Origin of the sequence: Janthinobacterium sp. UMAB-60 (assembly GCF_900095235.1) — a bacterium.
Classification (GTDB): Bacteria; Pseudomonadota; Gammaproteobacteria; order Burkholderiales; family Burkholderiaceae_D; genus Janthinobacterium.
Genome location: NZ_LT607485.1, coordinates 137,196 through 153,598, shown reverse-complemented (window position 1 = coordinate 153,598; position 16,403 = coordinate 137,196). Strand labels below are relative to the sequence as shown.

Genomic DNA, 16,403 nt, shown 5'->3' with positions numbered 1-16,403 from the left:
GTTTCACTTGATGAAGCCCAGCGAAATCACCAAGGCCCAGCCGCCATAGACGATGAACGGCGGCAACAGTGCAATCGCCAGGCAGGTTGGCCAGCTACGGCGCGTCCAGCTACGCACACCGAGCGCGAGCAGCATGATGCTCCAGATCAGGCCCACATCGATCGCTTCCGCAAGACCGATCCACGGGCCGCTTCGCAATTGCAGCACCAGCTGGTTCAGTGAAAGCGGATGCACCTGGGAAGTACTGATCTGGCCGTCGGTGCTGAGGAGGATTTGTGCCGCCCCTGAGACCAGCAGCAGAAAATGCGGCATATTACTCCACACCACGAGGGCAAACCACTGGCGGAAGGAGCGGTTGAACGCCAGCAGTTTGGAAACGCAAAATAGGTAGAGCGCCATCAGCGCCCATCCGAGCGGCATCAGCAGCATGTCGTGCATCAAGGCGCTGGTCAGCAGCATCGGCCGCTGGATGGCCAGGCGAGCGGTTTCACGAACATTCACATCGGCGATGCTCAGCAGCGCTTGTTCCTTGAGCCACTCGAAATCCACCACGCTGTAGTACCAGGCAGAGACAGCCGCCGTGCTCAAAGTAAGTAGCAACAGCGGCGCCAGCCAAGTCGGGTATGTGTTTAGCGACGCGAACAGTTTGCGCGGTTCGGTGATAGCCTGGCTAAATTGGGTATTGAATGTTGGGCGCTCCTGCGTTGACGGGAGGGGCGTACGGGTAGAGGAAATAGTCATGTGCTTGATCCATTGAAAAAAAGAATTGTGTCGCCTGCCTAAAACGTCAGTGTCTGACTGGCGACCGCCCCCAGAGCGGTGATCGTTTGGGAGTGCTCGCGCAGCTTACCGCCGCGCAACTCGAAGATGCGGTCGCCATCAGAAATGGCCCCAGAGCGGTGGGCAACAATGATGCGTGTCAACCGCAATTGGCGAACCACCTGGCTAATGTGCCGTTCGTTGTCATTGTCGAGATGGCTGGTGGCCTCGTCCAATGCCAGGATACGGGGTTGCTTGTACAACGCCCGTGCCAGCAGGATGCGCTGCTTCTGGCCGCCGGAGAACACATTCCCCATTTCGCCGACCAATGTTTGATAAGTCATCGGCGTCGCCATGATCTCACTGTCAATCGCGGCCTGTCGTGCGCACTCCCGTACCCGTTCTGGCTCGGCGTCACGGGCGAAAAAGCTGATGTTGTCCGCGACCGAACCCTGCTGCAAGGTGTCGTCCTGCATTACTGCGCCAACGAGCTTACGGTAGTTTGCTAGTCCTATTGTGGGCACAGGTATGCCGTCTAGCAGCATCTCGCCCTCGGTGGGCTCCAGCAAACCCATCAGTATTTTGCATAGCGTGGACTTGCCGCAGCCGCTTGCGCCAGTCAGAACCACACTTTCGCCGGCGGTGATATGCAAGTCGATGCCATCTAAAACCCACGGGTCGGTTGGTGAATGGCGGAAGCGTATCTGCTTGAGCGTGATGGTGCCCTTCACCTGGGTGAGATCGACGTGATTAGGCTGCGCTGGCTCCATTGGCTCGTGGACGATGCCGCTCAGACGTTCGGCATGCAGCCGGGTCATGTTCAGATCCGCGAACAGGTTGATAAGGCGCGTCGCACGGCTCGAAAAAATCATGGCATACATGCTGCAGGCCATTAGCATACCGACGCTCATGGCGTGATCCATCACCAGACCTGCCCCCAGATAGAATATCCCCAGCGCTTGCACGCTAAAAATTGCTGTGTTGAGAACCTTGGCCAGCGCGATGATGCGTTGCCGCCTAGCCTCACAATTGGCGGCATTTTGCTTCAGGTTGAGCCAGCGCGCACTGCGATCACTTTCTTGACCGTATAGGCGGATCGCTGTCATCGATCGCAGCGTCTCCAGGAAATAGGTGCGCTCCTTGGCGTGCATCAGCAAGCCATCGTTGGTGGCATTGCGCAACGGTTCCTGCATCAGCTCGCGCACTACCCAATACACCAGCACGCATCCCAGTGTGAGCAGGGCCAGTTGACAGGAGTAAGCAAACAAGATTATCAGCGACAGCAGCGCCAACATCAAATCCAGCACCGTCTCCAACATCAAGCTGGTGAGGGTGTTTTGCACTATCGTGATACTCTCGAAACGGGAGGTGATATCACCCAGGTGGCGCTTCTCAAAGTAGGCGACCGGCAAGCGTGTCAGGTGGCTAAACACGCGCGCCACCCATTGTAAATTCACCTCGAAGCTCCAGCGCATCAAGAATCGGGAGCGCGCGAAGTCGATGGCCGTATATATCGCGATCAGTAGCAGAAAGGCGCAGAACAGTGTCGTCAGAAAAGGTCGGTTACCCGACAGGATTACCTCGTCGATGACGACCTGATTAAATATGGGAAGTACTACGGCAAACAGCTCCAGTGCGGCCGACCATAACAGCAGTTGCAGCGTGGCGCGACGCAGACCGCGAATCGGACCGATCAGGCTGCGTAGCGACAGCGGTACCGTGTGATCATGGCGCTCGAAGCCTGGTGTCGGAGTGAATTCCAATGCGACTCCGGTAAAGGAGGTTGACACCTGTCCCAGCGAAAGCCGACGTTCGCCTAGTGCAGGATCGAACACGATGACGCCGCGCGCACCGCGCAGCACCCGTGTCAGCACCACGAAATGGTTCAAGTTCCAATGCAGGATGCAGGGTAATTTCAATTCGGGAAGATCCTCCAACTCTAACCGTAGGGGACGCGCAGCCAGTTGCAATGCGCTGGCATGTCTGATCAGCTCTGCCACACTGGCGCCCCGTTGGCTGGCGGCGAATTTATGCCGCATGCCAGGCATGTCGTAGATTTTTCCGTGATGAGAAGAAATCATTGCTAGACACGCCAGGCCGCACTCGCTGGATTCGCCCTGTAATACGACTTTCTGTTTCATGTACGATTTCCTAACAGCCATCGGGACAGCGGGGTAGGCGCTTGCGGTAAATTGACCTCAAGCAGCAGCCCCGCTGGAACCTTTTGTGTTTGGCCGTTATCCCTAATTTCGGGAGTTAACAGCGACAGCGTCATGCGTCGGTAAGTGATGGTGTCGATGTTGCCGCCATTTGCTGTGCGGCGCAGTTTGGCTTGTACGCCCTCCGGTAGACCGTTGGCGTATAGAAAACCGGTGTCAACCGTATGTACGATGCCGATCTGAAGACCATATTTTTGATAAGGATAGGCGTCGTAATGCAGCTTGATGCGTTGACCAGGGGTGAGGGCTGCGGCGTTAATGACCGGAACAAAAACAGTGGCCACGACAACCGTGTTCGTGGGGCCGGACGCTAGCGTCTCGGTGACACCAGCGGCGGAGACATTTTTAGCGACAGTGCCGTAGGTGATAATGAGCAAAAGCGTCAGTGCCATGCCCATGCTGGCAACGGTGATCGCCCAACCTGATATGGAATGTAATACGCGAATTTCGCCAAAATCGCCGGAGCTATTTCCCGACAAGACTTCAGAGCGAAAAGTGTTTTTTTCTACGACCGGCGCCATTGATTCTAAAATTTCTATTCTATTATATTGCGCTTATCGCGTTATAAAGTACCTGAATGGGTTGCCCCCTGATTAAATATAAGGGACCAACCCATTAAGTTAATTCAAAAAATCAACCGCAAAATTTTCCACCAAGCCAACCACCGAGGGCGGCGCCGACGGTTCCGCCAACGATAGCGCCAGCTGGGCCGCCACTGGCACCGAGTGCAGCACCGAATCCACCAGTGAAGGCGGTATATATGTCATTGCACATAGCGGCGCCACTGACTACGTCGAACTCTTCTACAGCTAATTCACGAACTGCCATTAGTTTCTCCATCAAATTACGGTTCTAGACTTAAACGGAAGTCTCCACCGATTAATGACCAACCCGGATGGTTAGCCATGAATTCGTTAAGTTTTTTTGATTCTATTTTCGTCAACTATTAATCGGATATTAACTACAAATCCATTTGATAACAAGTGACTTTTTCTTATAACGATATGTCTTTTTTGAATGCCATCCCTGTTTCATTCATTGCTCAAGTTGCAGGTAATATTTTTCCGTCAATTAGATTCCTATTTTTCCGCTAATTGAATTTATTGGCCATTTTTCAATCACGGTTGTAATTGCACGAGCTACTGTTCAGCTCTTTTTCAAGCCAGGACAAATCGCAGTAACGTTTGCAAAACATGCAGCCAGATCAGCTTTCAACAATTCCGTGCGAACGAATCTACAACGCCCCACTAATTTCGCGACTTCGCTAACCGTGAGCAGTTCATTTACCTTGACTCGTTCCAGGAGGCAGATACTTGTTCGTTTGCTAGAAGGATTGACCCGCTCTCCATGCCCTAGTGAACGACGCGCCCCTATCGTGAACCCCCTCGACCCCCAATTCCTTTAGGTCCTCATGGATCTGTTTTAGCGTAGGCCGTTACTTGCGGATCACCGTCAGTTTGGGATGGCGCGTCTCCGGGATAGGGAAAAGCCCTCAATAGTTCGGCAGTAGTGCCATATCTTCCGCTGCGGTTGAAGAACGGGAGCAGCCACTGATACAAATCGATTGACGTGAGCGTCTGCCAAAATGTTCATGCGAACTCCTGTGCAAGCGATGGGTGGGGGGCGCAATACTACGCCATCAGCCTGGTCTTATTCGTACTCTCATGCTGCACGCCAGCGCGGCCACTTTTTTTTGCGCAGTTCCTCTCGGAAATGCTCCTGACGCCCCAGCCGTTGTCGCTTTACAAGCTCCAAACTCCTTCAGCCACCGATATCAAAATTGATATCGAAACAGTGGAAAAATTGATTGGAGAGATTATCGTCCAGCCCCTAAGATAAACGCCGAGCATGCGCACGACATGCAAGCGGCATAAAAAATATCAATACAATATCTGGAGATTCATGATGCGCCATGCTACCGGCCCGCTCGCGGCCACTTTCCCTCGTCCATTCATTTTGAAGGCAGCCGTTGCGGCATTGGCCGGTATCGGCCTGCTGAGCACGGCTTCGGTCTGGGCGCAGGACGCGGTGGCGGCCGATGCCAGTGCCGAGCCTGCGGCGGAAGTGTCGGTCGTGACCGTCAGCGGCGTGCGCCGCTCGGCGCAAAATTCGCAGCAGATCAAGATGCGTTCGGACCAGGTCATCGATTCCATCGTCGCTGACGACATCGGCAAATTCCCTGACAATAACGTGGCCGAGACCCTGGCGCGCATTTCCGGCATCCAGATCCGCCGCGATTCGGGCGAGGCGAGCGCCGTCATGATCCGCGGCTTGCGCGATGTCACGACCCTGCTCAACGGCCGCGAACTGTTCACCACCACGGGCCGCTACGTCAATCTGGCCGACATTCCCGCCACCATGCTGCAGCGCGTGGACGTGTACAAGTCGCAGGGCGCGGACCAGGTCGAAGGCGGCGTGGCCGGCATCATCGACGTGCGCACGAACCGCCCGTTCGACTTCAAGGAGTTTACCGCCAGCGTCAACACACGCGCCGTTTACAGCGACAAATCCAAGGCCACCGACCCGAACATCAGCGGCATGCTGTCGAACCGCTGGAAGACGGGCATCGGCGAAGTGGGCGCGCTGCTGGGCTTGTCGCAGCAGCAACACCGTTACCATGAGGAACGCGCGTTCAGTACGGCGCCCGTGGACAAAAGTTTCCTGTCGCCGGGCTTGACGGGGCCGGACCAGGTGGGTTTGTTGCCGATCAAGGGCGACCGCCGCCGCAGCACCGCCAATGCCGTGCTGCAATGGCGTCCGAACGCCGATATCGAACTGTACGCGGAAGGCATGGCCACGCGCTTCCTGCTCGACGCCGAGTCCGATTACTTCGTCGGCTTGCCATGGTGGGGCACGCCCGTGTCGGCCACCAAGATTGCCGGCAGCAACCAGCTGCAAACGCTGACCTCGACCAACGTCAACACCATCATGTCGACGCAGGCGAACAAGAACCAGACGAAGACGCAGCAGTTTGCCGTGGGCGGCTTGTGGGATATCAACCCGGAATGGCGCTTCACGTCGGAAGTGGCCAGCACCAAAAGCACTTATGCCTGGCGCAATCCGATTCTCGATGCCATCACCGTCGTGCCGAACGCCACCATCAATACCAACCAGAACGGCACCCTGCACGTCGACTACACGGGCATCGATCTGCAAGACCCGTCGAACTACTATCTGAAGGGTTTCTTCGACCGCTACGGCGAAGACAAGGGCAGCTCGAACGACCTGCGCGCGGACCTCGCGTACACGCCGAGCTCAGGCGGCTTTTTCAAGGAAATCAGCGTCGGCGTGCGCGGCGTCAAGCGCGAAGCCGAATCGATCAAGAGCTTCGAGGGCAATGCGGAAGCACCGGACGTGTCCGGCGCCGCGTTTCCGTTCGGCCGCCAGAGCGTGACCTCGATTCCCGGCCTCAATTGCCTGTCGGAACCGATGTCCGGCGGCGGTCCCGACTATGGCTTGAAGCAGTGGTACACGCCGTGTGCCAGCTTCCTGCTCAATAACACGGGTACGATCCGCCAAGCCGTCACGGGCAGCGGCGCCGCGCGCGCCATGGATCCTGGCTCCTTCTTCAAGGATACGGAAAAGACGTATTCGATCTACACCAAGGCGAAGATCGCCTTCAAGCTGGGCGCCTACCCCGTCGACGGCACTCTGGGCGTGCGTGTGGTGCGCGCCGAACAAAGCCTGCAAGGCAACAGTTCGCAGGATGGCGTCTACACGCCCGTCATCAGCGACACGGCCAGCACCGACGTGCTGCCCAGCGTGGCCCTGAAAATCAAGCTGCGCGCCGACCTGGTGGGCCGCTTCGCGGCAGGCCGCACCATCAGCCGCCCCGGCTTTGCACAGCTGAACCCGGGCGTGGCCCTGGTCAACTCGACGGAAACGGTGAAGGCGACGGGCGCGGGCGGCAATCCGAATTTGAAACCGGTGACGGGCGACAATGTTGATGCCGCACTGGAATGGTATTTCGCGCCGGCCGGTTCCGTGACGGCTACCGTGTTCCACCACAAGTTCGACGGCTATATCCAGCAACGCATTGCCAGCGAAACCATCGGTGGCAAGGCCTACGACGTGGACCGCCCGTACAACACGGGCGCCGGTAAGCTGCAAGGTCTGGAAATCGGCTACCAGCAGTTTTATGACGGCTTGCCGGGCCTGTTGAGTGGCCTGGGCTTGCAAGCGAACGGCACCTACATGAGCGGCAGCACCGACGATGAGACGGGCAGCCATGCCATCACGGGCGTGTCGCGCTATGCCTACAACCTGGTGTTGCTGTACGAAAAAGATGCGTGGTCGGGCCGCCTGGCCTACAACTGGCGCTCGAAATTCATCGACAGCTACAACCAGGGCGGCCCCGGCCTGGACTTGAAAGTGGCGCCGACGGCGCAGCTTGACGGATCGCTGTCATACAAGATCAATGAGCAGTTCACCGTGACCCTCGACGGGAATAACTTGCTCGATACCAAGTTCAAGGATTACTGGAACGAGGCAGGCGTGTATCCGCGCGATACGCGCCGTTATGACCGGACAGTCGGCCTGTCTTTACGCTGGAAAATGTAAGTTGGTCGCACAGTAAACATCAAGGGCGTTGCCAAGGTTTCGGCCGGCAGCGCCCCTTGCGTTGCAGTTGGGCAGTCAGACACGATTCATCATCAAAAGAATGGACGGAAAGCATGGAGACGCAAAAATTATCCACCGTTGAAAAGGTCGGCTTCGGCGCCGGCGACATGGCGCTCAATGTCGTCATCTCGTCGATGATGTTGATCATCACCTTTTTCTATACCGATATCTATGGCTTGAAAACCACGGACCTGGCCCTGCTGTTCGTGGCCGTGAAAGTCATCGGCGCCATCGCCGACCTGGGCATGGGCCAGATCACGGACCGCTACAGCTTTGCCGCAGGCCGTTACCGTCCCTACCTGCTGTGGCTGGCCGTGCCGTTCGGCGTCAGCGTGTTTTTTGTGTTCACCACGCCGGAATGGGGCTATGACGCCAAATTGATCTGGGCGTATTCGACGTATATCCTGATGACCATCATGACGGCCGGCGTGGGCATCCCCTACATCTCGCTGATCAGCGGACTCACCAGCGACCCGCACGAGCGCCTGTCGGCCAATGGCTACCGTTTGTTCTTCGCCAAGATCGGCGCCTTCATGGTGACCATCGTCGTGCCGGTGCTGTCGCAGCGCTGGGGCGGCGGCAACCCGGCCGTCGGCTACCAGGCGGCCATGGCCGTGATGGCGGTGATGGGCGTGGCCCTGTTCCTGTTCTGCTATTTCACCACCACCGAGCGCGTCGTGCACGTGGTGGAAAAACAATCGCTGCTGGAACAAATGAAGGTGCTGCTGCAGAACGACCAGTGGCTGGTGCTGTGCGGCGTGTGCGTCACGGGCACGGTCGGCTACGTGGTGCGCGGTTCCGTCGCCATCTATTATGCGAAATACTATCTGGGTGGCAGCACGGAAACCGTGGCCGCCTTTCTGACCACGGGCGTGGTGGCGGCCATCCTGGCCATGATCGCCTCGACCTGGATCACCAAGTTTTATTGCAAGGTCAAGCTGTTCCGCTACTCGCAAATCGGCGTCGCGCTGATCAGCCTGGCGATCTACTTTTTTGTGAAGCCGAGCGACACCGTGCTGGCTTTCGCCCTGTATTTCCTGCTCTCCTTTGTGGTGGACTTGCATGCGCCCGTGTTCTGGTCGGCCATCGCGGAAACCATCGATTATGGTCAAGTCAAAACGGGCAAGCGCGTCTCCGGCTTCGCCTTTGGCGGCATTTCCGTCTGCCAGAAGGCCGGCATGGCCGTGGCGGGCTTTTTGGTCGGCATGCTGCTGTCCTACTTCGACTACCAGCCCAACCATGAACAAACGCAATTTGCCCTGAACGGCATCGCCCTGATGCTGTCGATCATCCCCGGCTTCTTTCATTTGCTGATGGGCTTGCTGATGTTCAAGTACCGCATCAGCGACAGCTATTACACGGGCGTGAAAACCGAAATGCACAAGCGCGGCTATGTAGCCGCCTGAGACTAATTATTTGGAGTAAACAACATGGCTGAAGTCCTGACCCCGCTGATCGAACAACGTGCCGATCCGCACATTTACCGTCACAGCGACGGTTACTATTACTTTACGGCCTCCGTGCCCCAGTACGACCGCATCGAGCTGCGCCGCGCCGACAGCATCGCCGGCCTGGCCGACGCGCCAACGGTCGACGTGTGGCACAAGCCGGAAATGGGACCGTACAGCGAGCTGGTGTGGGCGCCGGAATTGCACTTCAACCAGGGCGCCTGGTATGTGTATTTCGCCGCCGCGCCGAGCCGCGAAATCAAACATCAACTGTTCCAGCACCGCATGTATGCGATCCGCAACACCAACGCCAACCCGCTGGAAGGCGAGTGGGAATTCATGGGGCAGATCGACACGGGCATCGACACCTTCTGCCTCGATGCCACCACGTTCGAGCACAATGGCGTGCTGTACTACCTGTGGGCGCAGAAAGATGTCGCCATCGAGGGCAATTCGAACCTGTACATCGCGCCGATGGCCACGCCGTGGCAGCTGGTCGGCCGGCCCGTGATGCTGAGCAAACCGGAGTTCGACTGGGAAATCCGCGGCTTCTGGGTCAACGAGGGACCGTCCGTGCTGAAACGCAATGGCAAGATCTTCATCAGCTACTCGGCCAGCGCCACCGATGAAAACTACGCCATGGGCCTGCTGTGGGCCGACGAGTCCGCCGACCTGCTCGATCCGTCTTCCTGGAGCAAGTCGCCCGTGCCCGTGTTTGCCACCTGCTACGAGCACGGCATCTACGGCCCCGGCCACAACAGTTTCACCACGGCTGACGACGGCGACGGCGTATTGCTGGTGTACCATGCCCGCACCTACACGGAAATCGTCGGCGACCCCCTGTGGAACCCGGATCGCCACACGTTTGTGAAGCCGCTGCGCTGGGATGCGCAAGGCATGCCCGTGTTTGGCCGCTCATCGACCCTGTAACGTTCCGGACCCGACGCCATGACCCCAGTTGATTCTGTTTCAGTGACGCAAGCGCCATTCGGCATCCTGCCCGATGGCCAGCACGTGACGGTGTTTACCCTGGCGAACCGCCAGGGCATGCAGGTAAAAGTGCTCGACTTTGGCGCCATCATCAGCGCAATCCACGTGCCGGACCGCGACGGCACGTTTGCCGACGTGGTGCTGGGTTTCGAGCGCCTCGAACCGTATTTGCAGAACAGCGCCTTCCTGGGCGCCGTCATTGGCCGTTACGGCAACCGCATCGCCGAGGGACGTTTCAGCCTCGACGGCAAGGATTACCAGCTGGCCGTGAACAATGCGCCGAATCACTTGCATGGTGGCAACCAGGGCTTTCACCAGGTGATGTGGCAGGCCGCGCCGTTCACGAAGGATGACGCCGTGGGCATCACGTTCACGCGCAGCAGCCCGCACGGTGAAGATGGCTATCCGGGCAAGCTCTACGTGACGCTGAGCTATGAACTGGATGACGACAACGCGCTGAGCCTGCGCTACCACGCCGTGACGGACCAGGCCACACCGATCAACCTGACCAACCACAGCTATTTCAACCTGGCGGGGCAGGGCACTATCCTCGGCCACGCGTTGTCTATCAACGCGGACCGCTACCTGCCCGTCGATGCGGGGGCTATCCCCACGGGAGAATTGGCGGACGTCGCCGGCACGCCGTTTGACTTGCGCCAGAGCACCGTCATCGGCGACAACATCGATGTGCCGCATGAACAGCTGCGCATCGGTCGCGGCTACGACCATAACTTTGTGCTGAATCAACGCGCAGATCACGGGCTGACGCTGGCCGCCACCGTGCGCGAGCCGGAATCGGGCAGGGTGATGCAGGTGTACACGCAGGAGCCGGGCATCCAGTTTTATTCCGGTAACTTCCTCGACGGCAGCCAGCACGGCAAGCGGGGTGCCCACAGTTACCGCAGCGCGCTATGCCTGGAAACCCAGCATTTTCCCGATTCGCCGAACCAGGCGCATTTCCCGAATGCCATTTTGCGGCCCGGCGAGGAATACCGGACGGTAACCGTGTACCGGTTTTCCGCCGAGTAAGCACCCCTGCCAAAACAGCCCACGCCCTGCCGCCACGCGCCCGCAGGGCGTTTTCATTGGGGCATGCTGATACCGTTTTCGATATCGGAACGCATTAAAAATTGATTGGAAAGGCATGGCAGGATTCTTTAGTATTCCAACATCGCTGCCCGGGCCGACGACATTAGATCCGGCATGGCACAACCAGGAGAATGGCATGTCTGAGACAAAAAAGAAGGTAGCCCTGCGCTCGGCCGAGTGGTTCGGCTCGCAGGACAAGAACGGTTTCATGTACCGCAGCTGGATGAAAAACCAGGGCATACCTGACCACGAATTTCACGGCAAGCCCATCATCGGCATCTGCAATACCTGGTCCGAACTGACCCCGTGCAACGCGCATTTCCGCCAGCTGGCCGAACACGTCAAGCGCGGCATCCTGGAAGCGGGCGGTTTCCCTGTGGAATTCCCCGTCTTCTCGAACGGCGAATCGAATCTGCGCCCGACCGCCATGCTGACGCGCAACCTGGCGTCGATGGACGTGGAAGAATCGATCCGCGGCAACCCGATGGACGCCGTCGTGCTGCTGGTCGGCTGCGACAAGACCACGCCAGCGCTGCTGATGGGCGCGGCCAGCGTCGATATCCCCACCATCGTCGTCAGCGGCGGCCCCATGCTGAACGGCAAGCTCAACGGCAAGGACATCGGTTCCGGCACGGCCGTGTGGCAGCTGCACGAGCAGATGAAGGCGGGATCGATCACCCTGCACCAGTTCATGTCGGCCGAATCGGGCATGTCGCGCTCGGCAGGTACCTGCAACACCATGGGCACGGCCTCGACGATGGCCAGCATGGCCGAAGCGCTGGGCACGTCCCTGCCGCACAACGCGGCCATCCCCGCCGTCGATTCGCGCCGCTACGTGCTGGCGCACATGTCGGGCATCCGCATCGTTGAAATGGTGCATGAAGACCTGCGCCTGTCGAAAGTGCTGACGCGCGAGGCGTTTGAAAACGCCATCAAGGTCAACGCGGCCATTGGCGGTTCCACCAATGCCGTGATCCACCTGAAAGCGATTGCCGGCCGGATCGGCGTGCCGCTGGAGCTGGAAGACTGGACCAAGGTCGGCCGTGGCACGCCGACCATCGTCGACTTGCTGCCGTCGGGCCGTTTCCTGATGGAAGAGTTTTACTACGCGGGCGGCTTGCCGGCCGTGATACGCCGCCTGGGCGAGGGCGATTTGCTGCCGCACAAGAATGCCTTGACCGTCAACGGCAAGTCGCTCTGGGACAACTGCGTCGACGCGCCGATCTACAACGATGAAGTGGTGCGCACGCTGGACAACCCCTTGCTGGCCGATGGCGGCATTTGCGTGTTGCGCGGCAACCTGGCGCCGCGCGGCGCCGTCTTGAAACCATCGGCCGCCTCGCCGCATTTGATGCGGCACCGGGGCAAGGCCGTCGTCTTCGAAGACTTTGAACATTACAAATCGCGCATCCTCGATCCCGACCTGGACGTCGACGCGAACTCCGTGCTGGTGATGAAAAATTGCGGCCCGAAAGGCTATCCGGGCATGGCCGAAGTGGGCAACATGGGCTTGCCGCCGAAACTGCTGGCGCAAGGCATCACCGACATGGTGCGCATCTCGGACGCGCGCATGAGCGGCACGGCCTACGGCACCGTCGTGCTGCACGTGGCGCCGGAAGCCATGGCGGGCGGCCCGCTGGGCATCGTGCGCGATGGCGACATGATCGCCCTCGATTGCCACGCCGGCAGCCTGAACATCGACATCAGCGACGCGGAAATCGCCGAACGCCTGGCGAAGCGCGAACTGGGCAGCGCGCCCGGACCGAAGAGCGGCTACCAGCAGCTGTACATCGAACACGTGTTGCAAGCCGACGAAGGCTGCGATTTCGACTTCCTCGTCGGCAATCGCGGTTCCGCCGTGCCGCGCCACTCACATTAAGCGGAGACAACTATGCTGTTGCTGCAATTTACGAATGAACATGGCGGCCGCCTCGTCGGCCTGCTGCAAGACGACGTCATCCGCGTCATCGAAGGCTACAACACGACGTATGCGCTGGCGCAAGACGCCATCCGCAAAAAGGTCAACCTGGCCGATCTGGTCAACGCCACTGTCGGCAACACCACGCATGTCTATGCGGACGTGGCCGCTGCCGGGCGTGTGTTGCCTCCGCTCGACCACGCGGACGAGGCGCACTGCTACGTGACGGGCACGGGCCTGACCCACCTGGGCAGCGCCGGCGCACGCGACGCCATGCACAAGAAGATCGGCGGCGATGCCGATTCCCTGAGCGACTCCATGAAAATGTTCCGCCTGGGTGTGGAAGGCGGCAAGCCTGCCGATGGCACGGCCGGCGCCCAGCCAGAATGGTTTTATAAAGGTGACGGCTCCATCGTGCGCGCCAGCGGCCAGCCGCTGCGCATGCCGGACTTTGCCCTCGATGGCGGCGAAGAGCCGGAAATCGCCGGCCTGTACGTGATCGGCGATGACGGCCAGCCGTACCGGGTCGGCTACGCCATCGGCAATGAGTTCTCGGACCATGTGACGGAACGCCAGAACTATCTGTACCTGGCCCATTCGAAGCTGCGCATGTGCAGCGTGGGGCCGGCCCTGCTGGTGGGCGAATTGCCCGCGCATATCGCCGGCAGCTCGCGCGTGCTCGATGCCGCCGGCAAGGTGCGCTGGGAAAAGGCCTTTGTCAGTGGCGAAGAGAATATGTCGCACACGATTGCCAACCTGGAACACCATCATTTCAAGTATCCGCTGTTCAAGCGCCCTGGCGACGTGCACGTGCATTTTTTTGGCACGGCCACCCTGAGCTTTGCCGATGGCGTGAGCGTGGCGCCGGGCGAAACCTTTGAAATCGAAGCGCCGGCCTTTGGCCCTGCCTTGCGCAACCGCCTCGACGTCTTCCCAACCGCATTTGCGAAAGTGAGCACATTATGAGTTTCAATATCACCGGTGAGGCATTGATCGGCGGCGTCGCCGTCAAGGGCAATGGCGGCTCCTTCGAAGCGTGGGACCCGGCCGCGCGCGCCCACATCGCGCCCGCCTTCCACATGGTGGACGTCGCGCAAATCGACGCGGCTTGCCGTCTGGCGCAAGCCGCGTTCGACCCGTTCCGCGCCACCAGCGATGCGCAGCGTGCCGAATTCCTGGACACCATCGCCGCGCAAATCGGCGAACTGGGCGACGACTTGATCGTGCGCGCCATGACAGAAAGCGGCTTGCCGCGCGCGCGCCTGGAAGGCGAACGTGGCCGCACCGTCGGTCAATTAAAACTGTTCGCCGGCTTGCTGCGCGAAGGCTCGTGGACCGATGCGCGCATCGATTCGGCTTTGCCCGAGCGCACACCGCCGCGTCCTGACCTGCGCTTGCGCATGATCGGCCTGGGGCCCGTCGCCGTATTTGCGGCCAGTAACTTCCCGCTGGCCTTCTCCGTGGCCGGCGGCGATACGGCCTCGGCCCTGGCGGCTGGCTGCCCTGTCGTCTTGAAAGCCCATTCGGCCCATCCTGGCACGTCCGAACTGGTGGCGCGCGCCATCGTCAAAGCCATCGAGATTTGCCAGCTGCCGGCCGGCGTGTTCGCCTTGCTGACGGGCACGGGCAATGGCATCGGCCAGACGCTGGTCGCCCATCCGGCTATCCAGGCGGTGGGCTTTACGGGTTCGCGTTCGGGCGGCATCGCCCTGATGAAGGTGGCGGCGGAACGTGCGCAGCCGATACCCGTGTATGCGGAAATGAGCAGCATCAACCCCGTGTTTGTGCTGCCGCAAGCCTTGGCTGCCCGTGGCGCGGCGATCGCCAGCGGTTTTGCCGCCTCGCTGACGATGGGCGTGGGCCAGTTCTGCACCAATCCCGGCCTCGTGCTGGGCCTGGAGGGCGCCGACTTCACGGCCTTTGCCGCCGCCGCCGCCGCAGCGCTGGCGCCCGCGCCGGCCGCCACCATGCTGACGGCCGGCATCGCCAGCAGCTATGCCAAGGGCGTGGCCGCCCTGGCGCAGCACGCGGACGTGACGCCGCTGGTGCACAACACGGGCGAGGAAGGCAAGGGCGCCGCCGCCCTGTTCGTCACTTCGGGCGAGGCTTTCCTGGGCAAGCACGATCTGCGCGATGAAGTGTTCGGTCCCGCCTCCCTGCTGGTGGCGTGCCGCGACATGGAGCAATTGCTGGCGATCACGGAAAGTCTGGAAGGCCAGCTGACGGCCACCCTGCAGATGGATGCCGGCGACGTGGACAATGCGCGCCGGCTGCTGCCCGTGCTGGAGCGCCGCGTGGGCCGCATCCTGGCCAACGGTTTCCCGACCGGCGTGGAAGTGTCGACGGCCATGGTGCACGGCGGCCCGTTCCCGGCCACCTCGGACGGCCGCAGCACCTCGGTCGGCACGGCGGCCATCAACCGCTTCCTGCGTCCCGTGTCTTACCAGAACCTGCTGCAGGACTTGCTGCCGGCATCGCTGCGCGACGATAATCCGCTCAGTATCTGGCGCCGTCACGATGGCGTGCTGGGCAAACTTTAATCATAAAAAAATAAAAATACACAGGTGGAGACAAAATGAAGCAATTGGCGAAATATGGCAGCTTGCAGGGCAAGCGCGTGTTCATCACGGGCGGTGGCAGCGGCATCGGCGAATCTTTGGTGGCGGAGTTTGCCGCCCAGGGCGCGCTGGTGGCGTTTGTCGACATCGCCGTGGAAGCGAGCGAGGCCCTGTGCCGCCGCCTGGCCGAAGCGGGCTTGACGGCGCCCCTGTTCCGCCATTGCGACATCACGGATATTGCCTCGCTGCAAGCCGTCATGGCGGAACTGGCCGAGAAGCTGGGCGACTTCGATATCCTCGTCAACAATGCGGCCAATGACCAGCGCCATCAGGCGCAGGACGTCACCCTGGAGTACTGGAACGAGCGCATTGCGATCAATCAGCGTCCCATGTTCTTCACGTGCCAGGCCGTCTTCGAGGGCATGAAACGCCAGGGCGGCGGTTCCATCATCAACGTCAGCTCGATTTCCTGGCACATGAAGTCGGGCGGCTATCCCGTGTATGCCACCACCAAGGCGGCCGTCGTGGGCCTCACGCGGGGCCTGGCGCGCGATTATGGCGCCCACAATATCCGCGTCAATACCGTCACGCCCGGCTGGGTCATGACGCAGCGCCAGATCGACCTGTGGGTCGACGACGCGGCGGAAGTGGAAATCCAGAAAAGTCAGTGCTTGCCAAGCAAGCTGATGCCACAGGACATCGCCGCCATGGTGCTGTTCCTCGCCTCCGATGACGGCGCGATGTGCTCCAGTCAGGAATTCATTGTCGACGCCGGCTGGGTCTGACAAAACGTCCAGGGCGT

The 16,403-nt window shown here is 60.0% G+C and carries 11 protein-coding genes; 8 read left to right on the top strand and 3 right to left on the bottom strand.

What is annotated here, in order from left to right; genetic code table 11:
* Positions 1-3: 3 nt before the first annotated feature.
* From K0F86_RS08665 to K0F86_RS08655, 3 genes are read right to left on the bottom strand one after another with little or no spacing between them, the layout of a single operon-like run.
* Positions 4-741: a YIP1 family protein gene (locus tag K0F86_RS08665; protein ID WP_219134029.1), complete on the bottom strand. Its 738-nt coding sequence runs from the start codon at positions 739-741 to the stop codon at positions 4-6.
* A 38-nt stretch (positions 742-779) separates the two neighbouring features.
* Positions 780-2,900: a peptidase domain-containing ABC transporter gene (locus K0F86_RS08660; protein ID WP_219134028.1), complete on the bottom strand. Its 2,121-nt coding sequence runs from the start codon at positions 2,898-2,900 to the stop codon at positions 780-782.
* Entirely contained in the window at positions 2,897-3,499 is a 603-nt protein-coding gene (locus tag K0F86_RS08655; protein ID WP_219134027.1) for a hypothetical protein, read from the bottom strand. The genes K0F86_RS08660 and K0F86_RS08655 overlap by 4 nt, the downstream gene beginning before the upstream one ends.
* 1,381 nt (positions 3,500-4,880) lie before the next feature.
* Between K0F86_RS08655 and K0F86_RS08650 the strand changes: the two genes are divergently transcribed.
* The 8 genes from K0F86_RS08650 to K0F86_RS08615 all read left to right on the top strand — a co-directional run bounded on the left by K0F86_RS08650 (position 4,881) and on the right by K0F86_RS08615 (position 16,386).
* Positions 4,881-7,538, top strand: a complete 2,658-nt coding sequence (locus K0F86_RS08650) for a TonB-dependent receptor (protein WP_219134026.1) — start codon at positions 4,881-4,883, stop codon at positions 7,536-7,538.
* A 113-nt stretch (positions 7,539-7,651) separates the two neighbouring features.
* Positions 7,652-9,004, top strand: a complete 1,353-nt coding sequence (locus K0F86_RS08645) for an MFS transporter (protein WP_219134025.1) — start codon at positions 7,652-7,654, stop codon at positions 9,002-9,004.
* A gap of 24 nt (positions 9,005-9,028) precedes the next feature.
* A complete protein-coding gene (locus K0F86_RS08640) occupies positions 9,029-9,976 on the top strand; it encodes a glycoside hydrolase family 43 protein (RefSeq protein ID WP_219134024.1) in 948 nt (315 codons plus the stop codon).
* An 18-nt stretch (positions 9,977-9,994) separates the two neighbouring features.
* Positions 9,995-11,065 carry an aldose epimerase family protein gene (locus K0F86_RS08635; RefSeq protein ID WP_219134023.1) on the top strand — a complete coding sequence of 357 codons (1,071 nt, stop codon included), beginning with the start codon at positions 9,995-9,997 and terminating at the stop codon, positions 11,063-11,065.
* A gap of 196 nt (positions 11,066-11,261) precedes the next feature.
* Complete coding sequence (locus K0F86_RS08630) at positions 11,262-13,004, top strand: IlvD/Edd family dehydratase (RefSeq protein ID WP_219134022.1); 1,743 nt, start codon at positions 11,262-11,264, stop codon at positions 13,002-13,004.
* A 12-nt stretch (positions 13,005-13,016) separates the two neighbouring features.
* Entirely contained in the window at positions 13,017-14,009 is a 993-nt protein-coding gene (araD1, locus tag K0F86_RS08625; protein ID WP_219134021.1) for an AraD1 family protein, read from the top strand.
* Positions 14,006-15,583: an aldehyde dehydrogenase (NADP(+)) gene (locus K0F86_RS08620; protein ID WP_219134020.1), complete on the top strand. Its 1,578-nt coding sequence runs from the start codon at positions 14,006-14,008 to the stop codon at positions 15,581-15,583. Before araD1 ends, K0F86_RS08620 begins: the two co-directional genes overlap by 4 nt.
* 35 nt (positions 15,584-15,618) lie before the next feature.
* Complete coding sequence (locus K0F86_RS08615; RefSeq protein WP_219134019.1) at positions 15,619-16,386, top strand: SDR family NAD(P)-dependent oxidoreductase; 768 nt, start codon at positions 15,619-15,621, stop codon at positions 16,384-16,386.
* Positions 16,387-16,403 lie beyond the last annotated feature (17 nt).

What these genes read in the sequence shown, in the direction of transcription:
- K0F86_RS08665 (WP_219134029.1), bottom strand. Translation starts at nt 741, where the DNA reads ATGACTATTTCCTCTACCCGTACGCCCCTCCCGTCAACGCAGGAGCGC.
- K0F86_RS08660 (WP_219134028.1), bottom strand. Translation starts at nt 2,900, where the DNA reads ATGAAACAGAAAGTCGTATTACAGGGCGAATCCAGCGAGTGCGGCCTG.
- K0F86_RS08655 (WP_219134027.1), bottom strand. Translation starts at nt 3,499, where the DNA reads ATGGCGCCGGTCGTAGAAAAAAACACTTTTCGCTCTGAAGTCTTGTCG.
- K0F86_RS08650 (WP_219134026.1), top strand. Translation starts at nt 4,881, where the DNA reads ATGATGCGCCATGCTACCGGCCCGCTCGCGGCCACTTTCCCTCGTCCA.
- K0F86_RS08645 (WP_219134025.1), top strand. Translation starts at nt 7,652, where the DNA reads ATGGAGACGCAAAAATTATCCACCGTTGAAAAGGTCGGCTTCGGCGCC.
- K0F86_RS08640 (WP_219134024.1), top strand. Translation starts at nt 9,029, where the DNA reads ATGGCTGAAGTCCTGACCCCGCTGATCGAACAACGTGCCGATCCGCAC.
- K0F86_RS08635 (WP_219134023.1), top strand. Translation starts at nt 9,995, where the DNA reads ATGACCCCAGTTGATTCTGTTTCAGTGACGCAAGCGCCATTCGGCATC.
- K0F86_RS08630 (WP_219134022.1), top strand. Translation starts at nt 11,262, where the DNA reads ATGTCTGAGACAAAAAAGAAGGTAGCCCTGCGCTCGGCCGAGTGGTTC.
- araD1 (WP_219134021.1), top strand. Translation starts at nt 13,017, where the DNA reads ATGCTGTTGCTGCAATTTACGAATGAACATGGCGGCCGCCTCGTCGGC.
- K0F86_RS08620 (WP_219134020.1), top strand. Translation starts at nt 14,006, where the DNA reads ATGAGTTTCAATATCACCGGTGAGGCATTGATCGGCGGCGTCGCCGTC.
- K0F86_RS08615 (WP_219134019.1), top strand. Translation starts at nt 15,619, where the DNA reads ATGAAGCAATTGGCGAAATATGGCAGCTTGCAGGGCAAGCGCGTGTTC.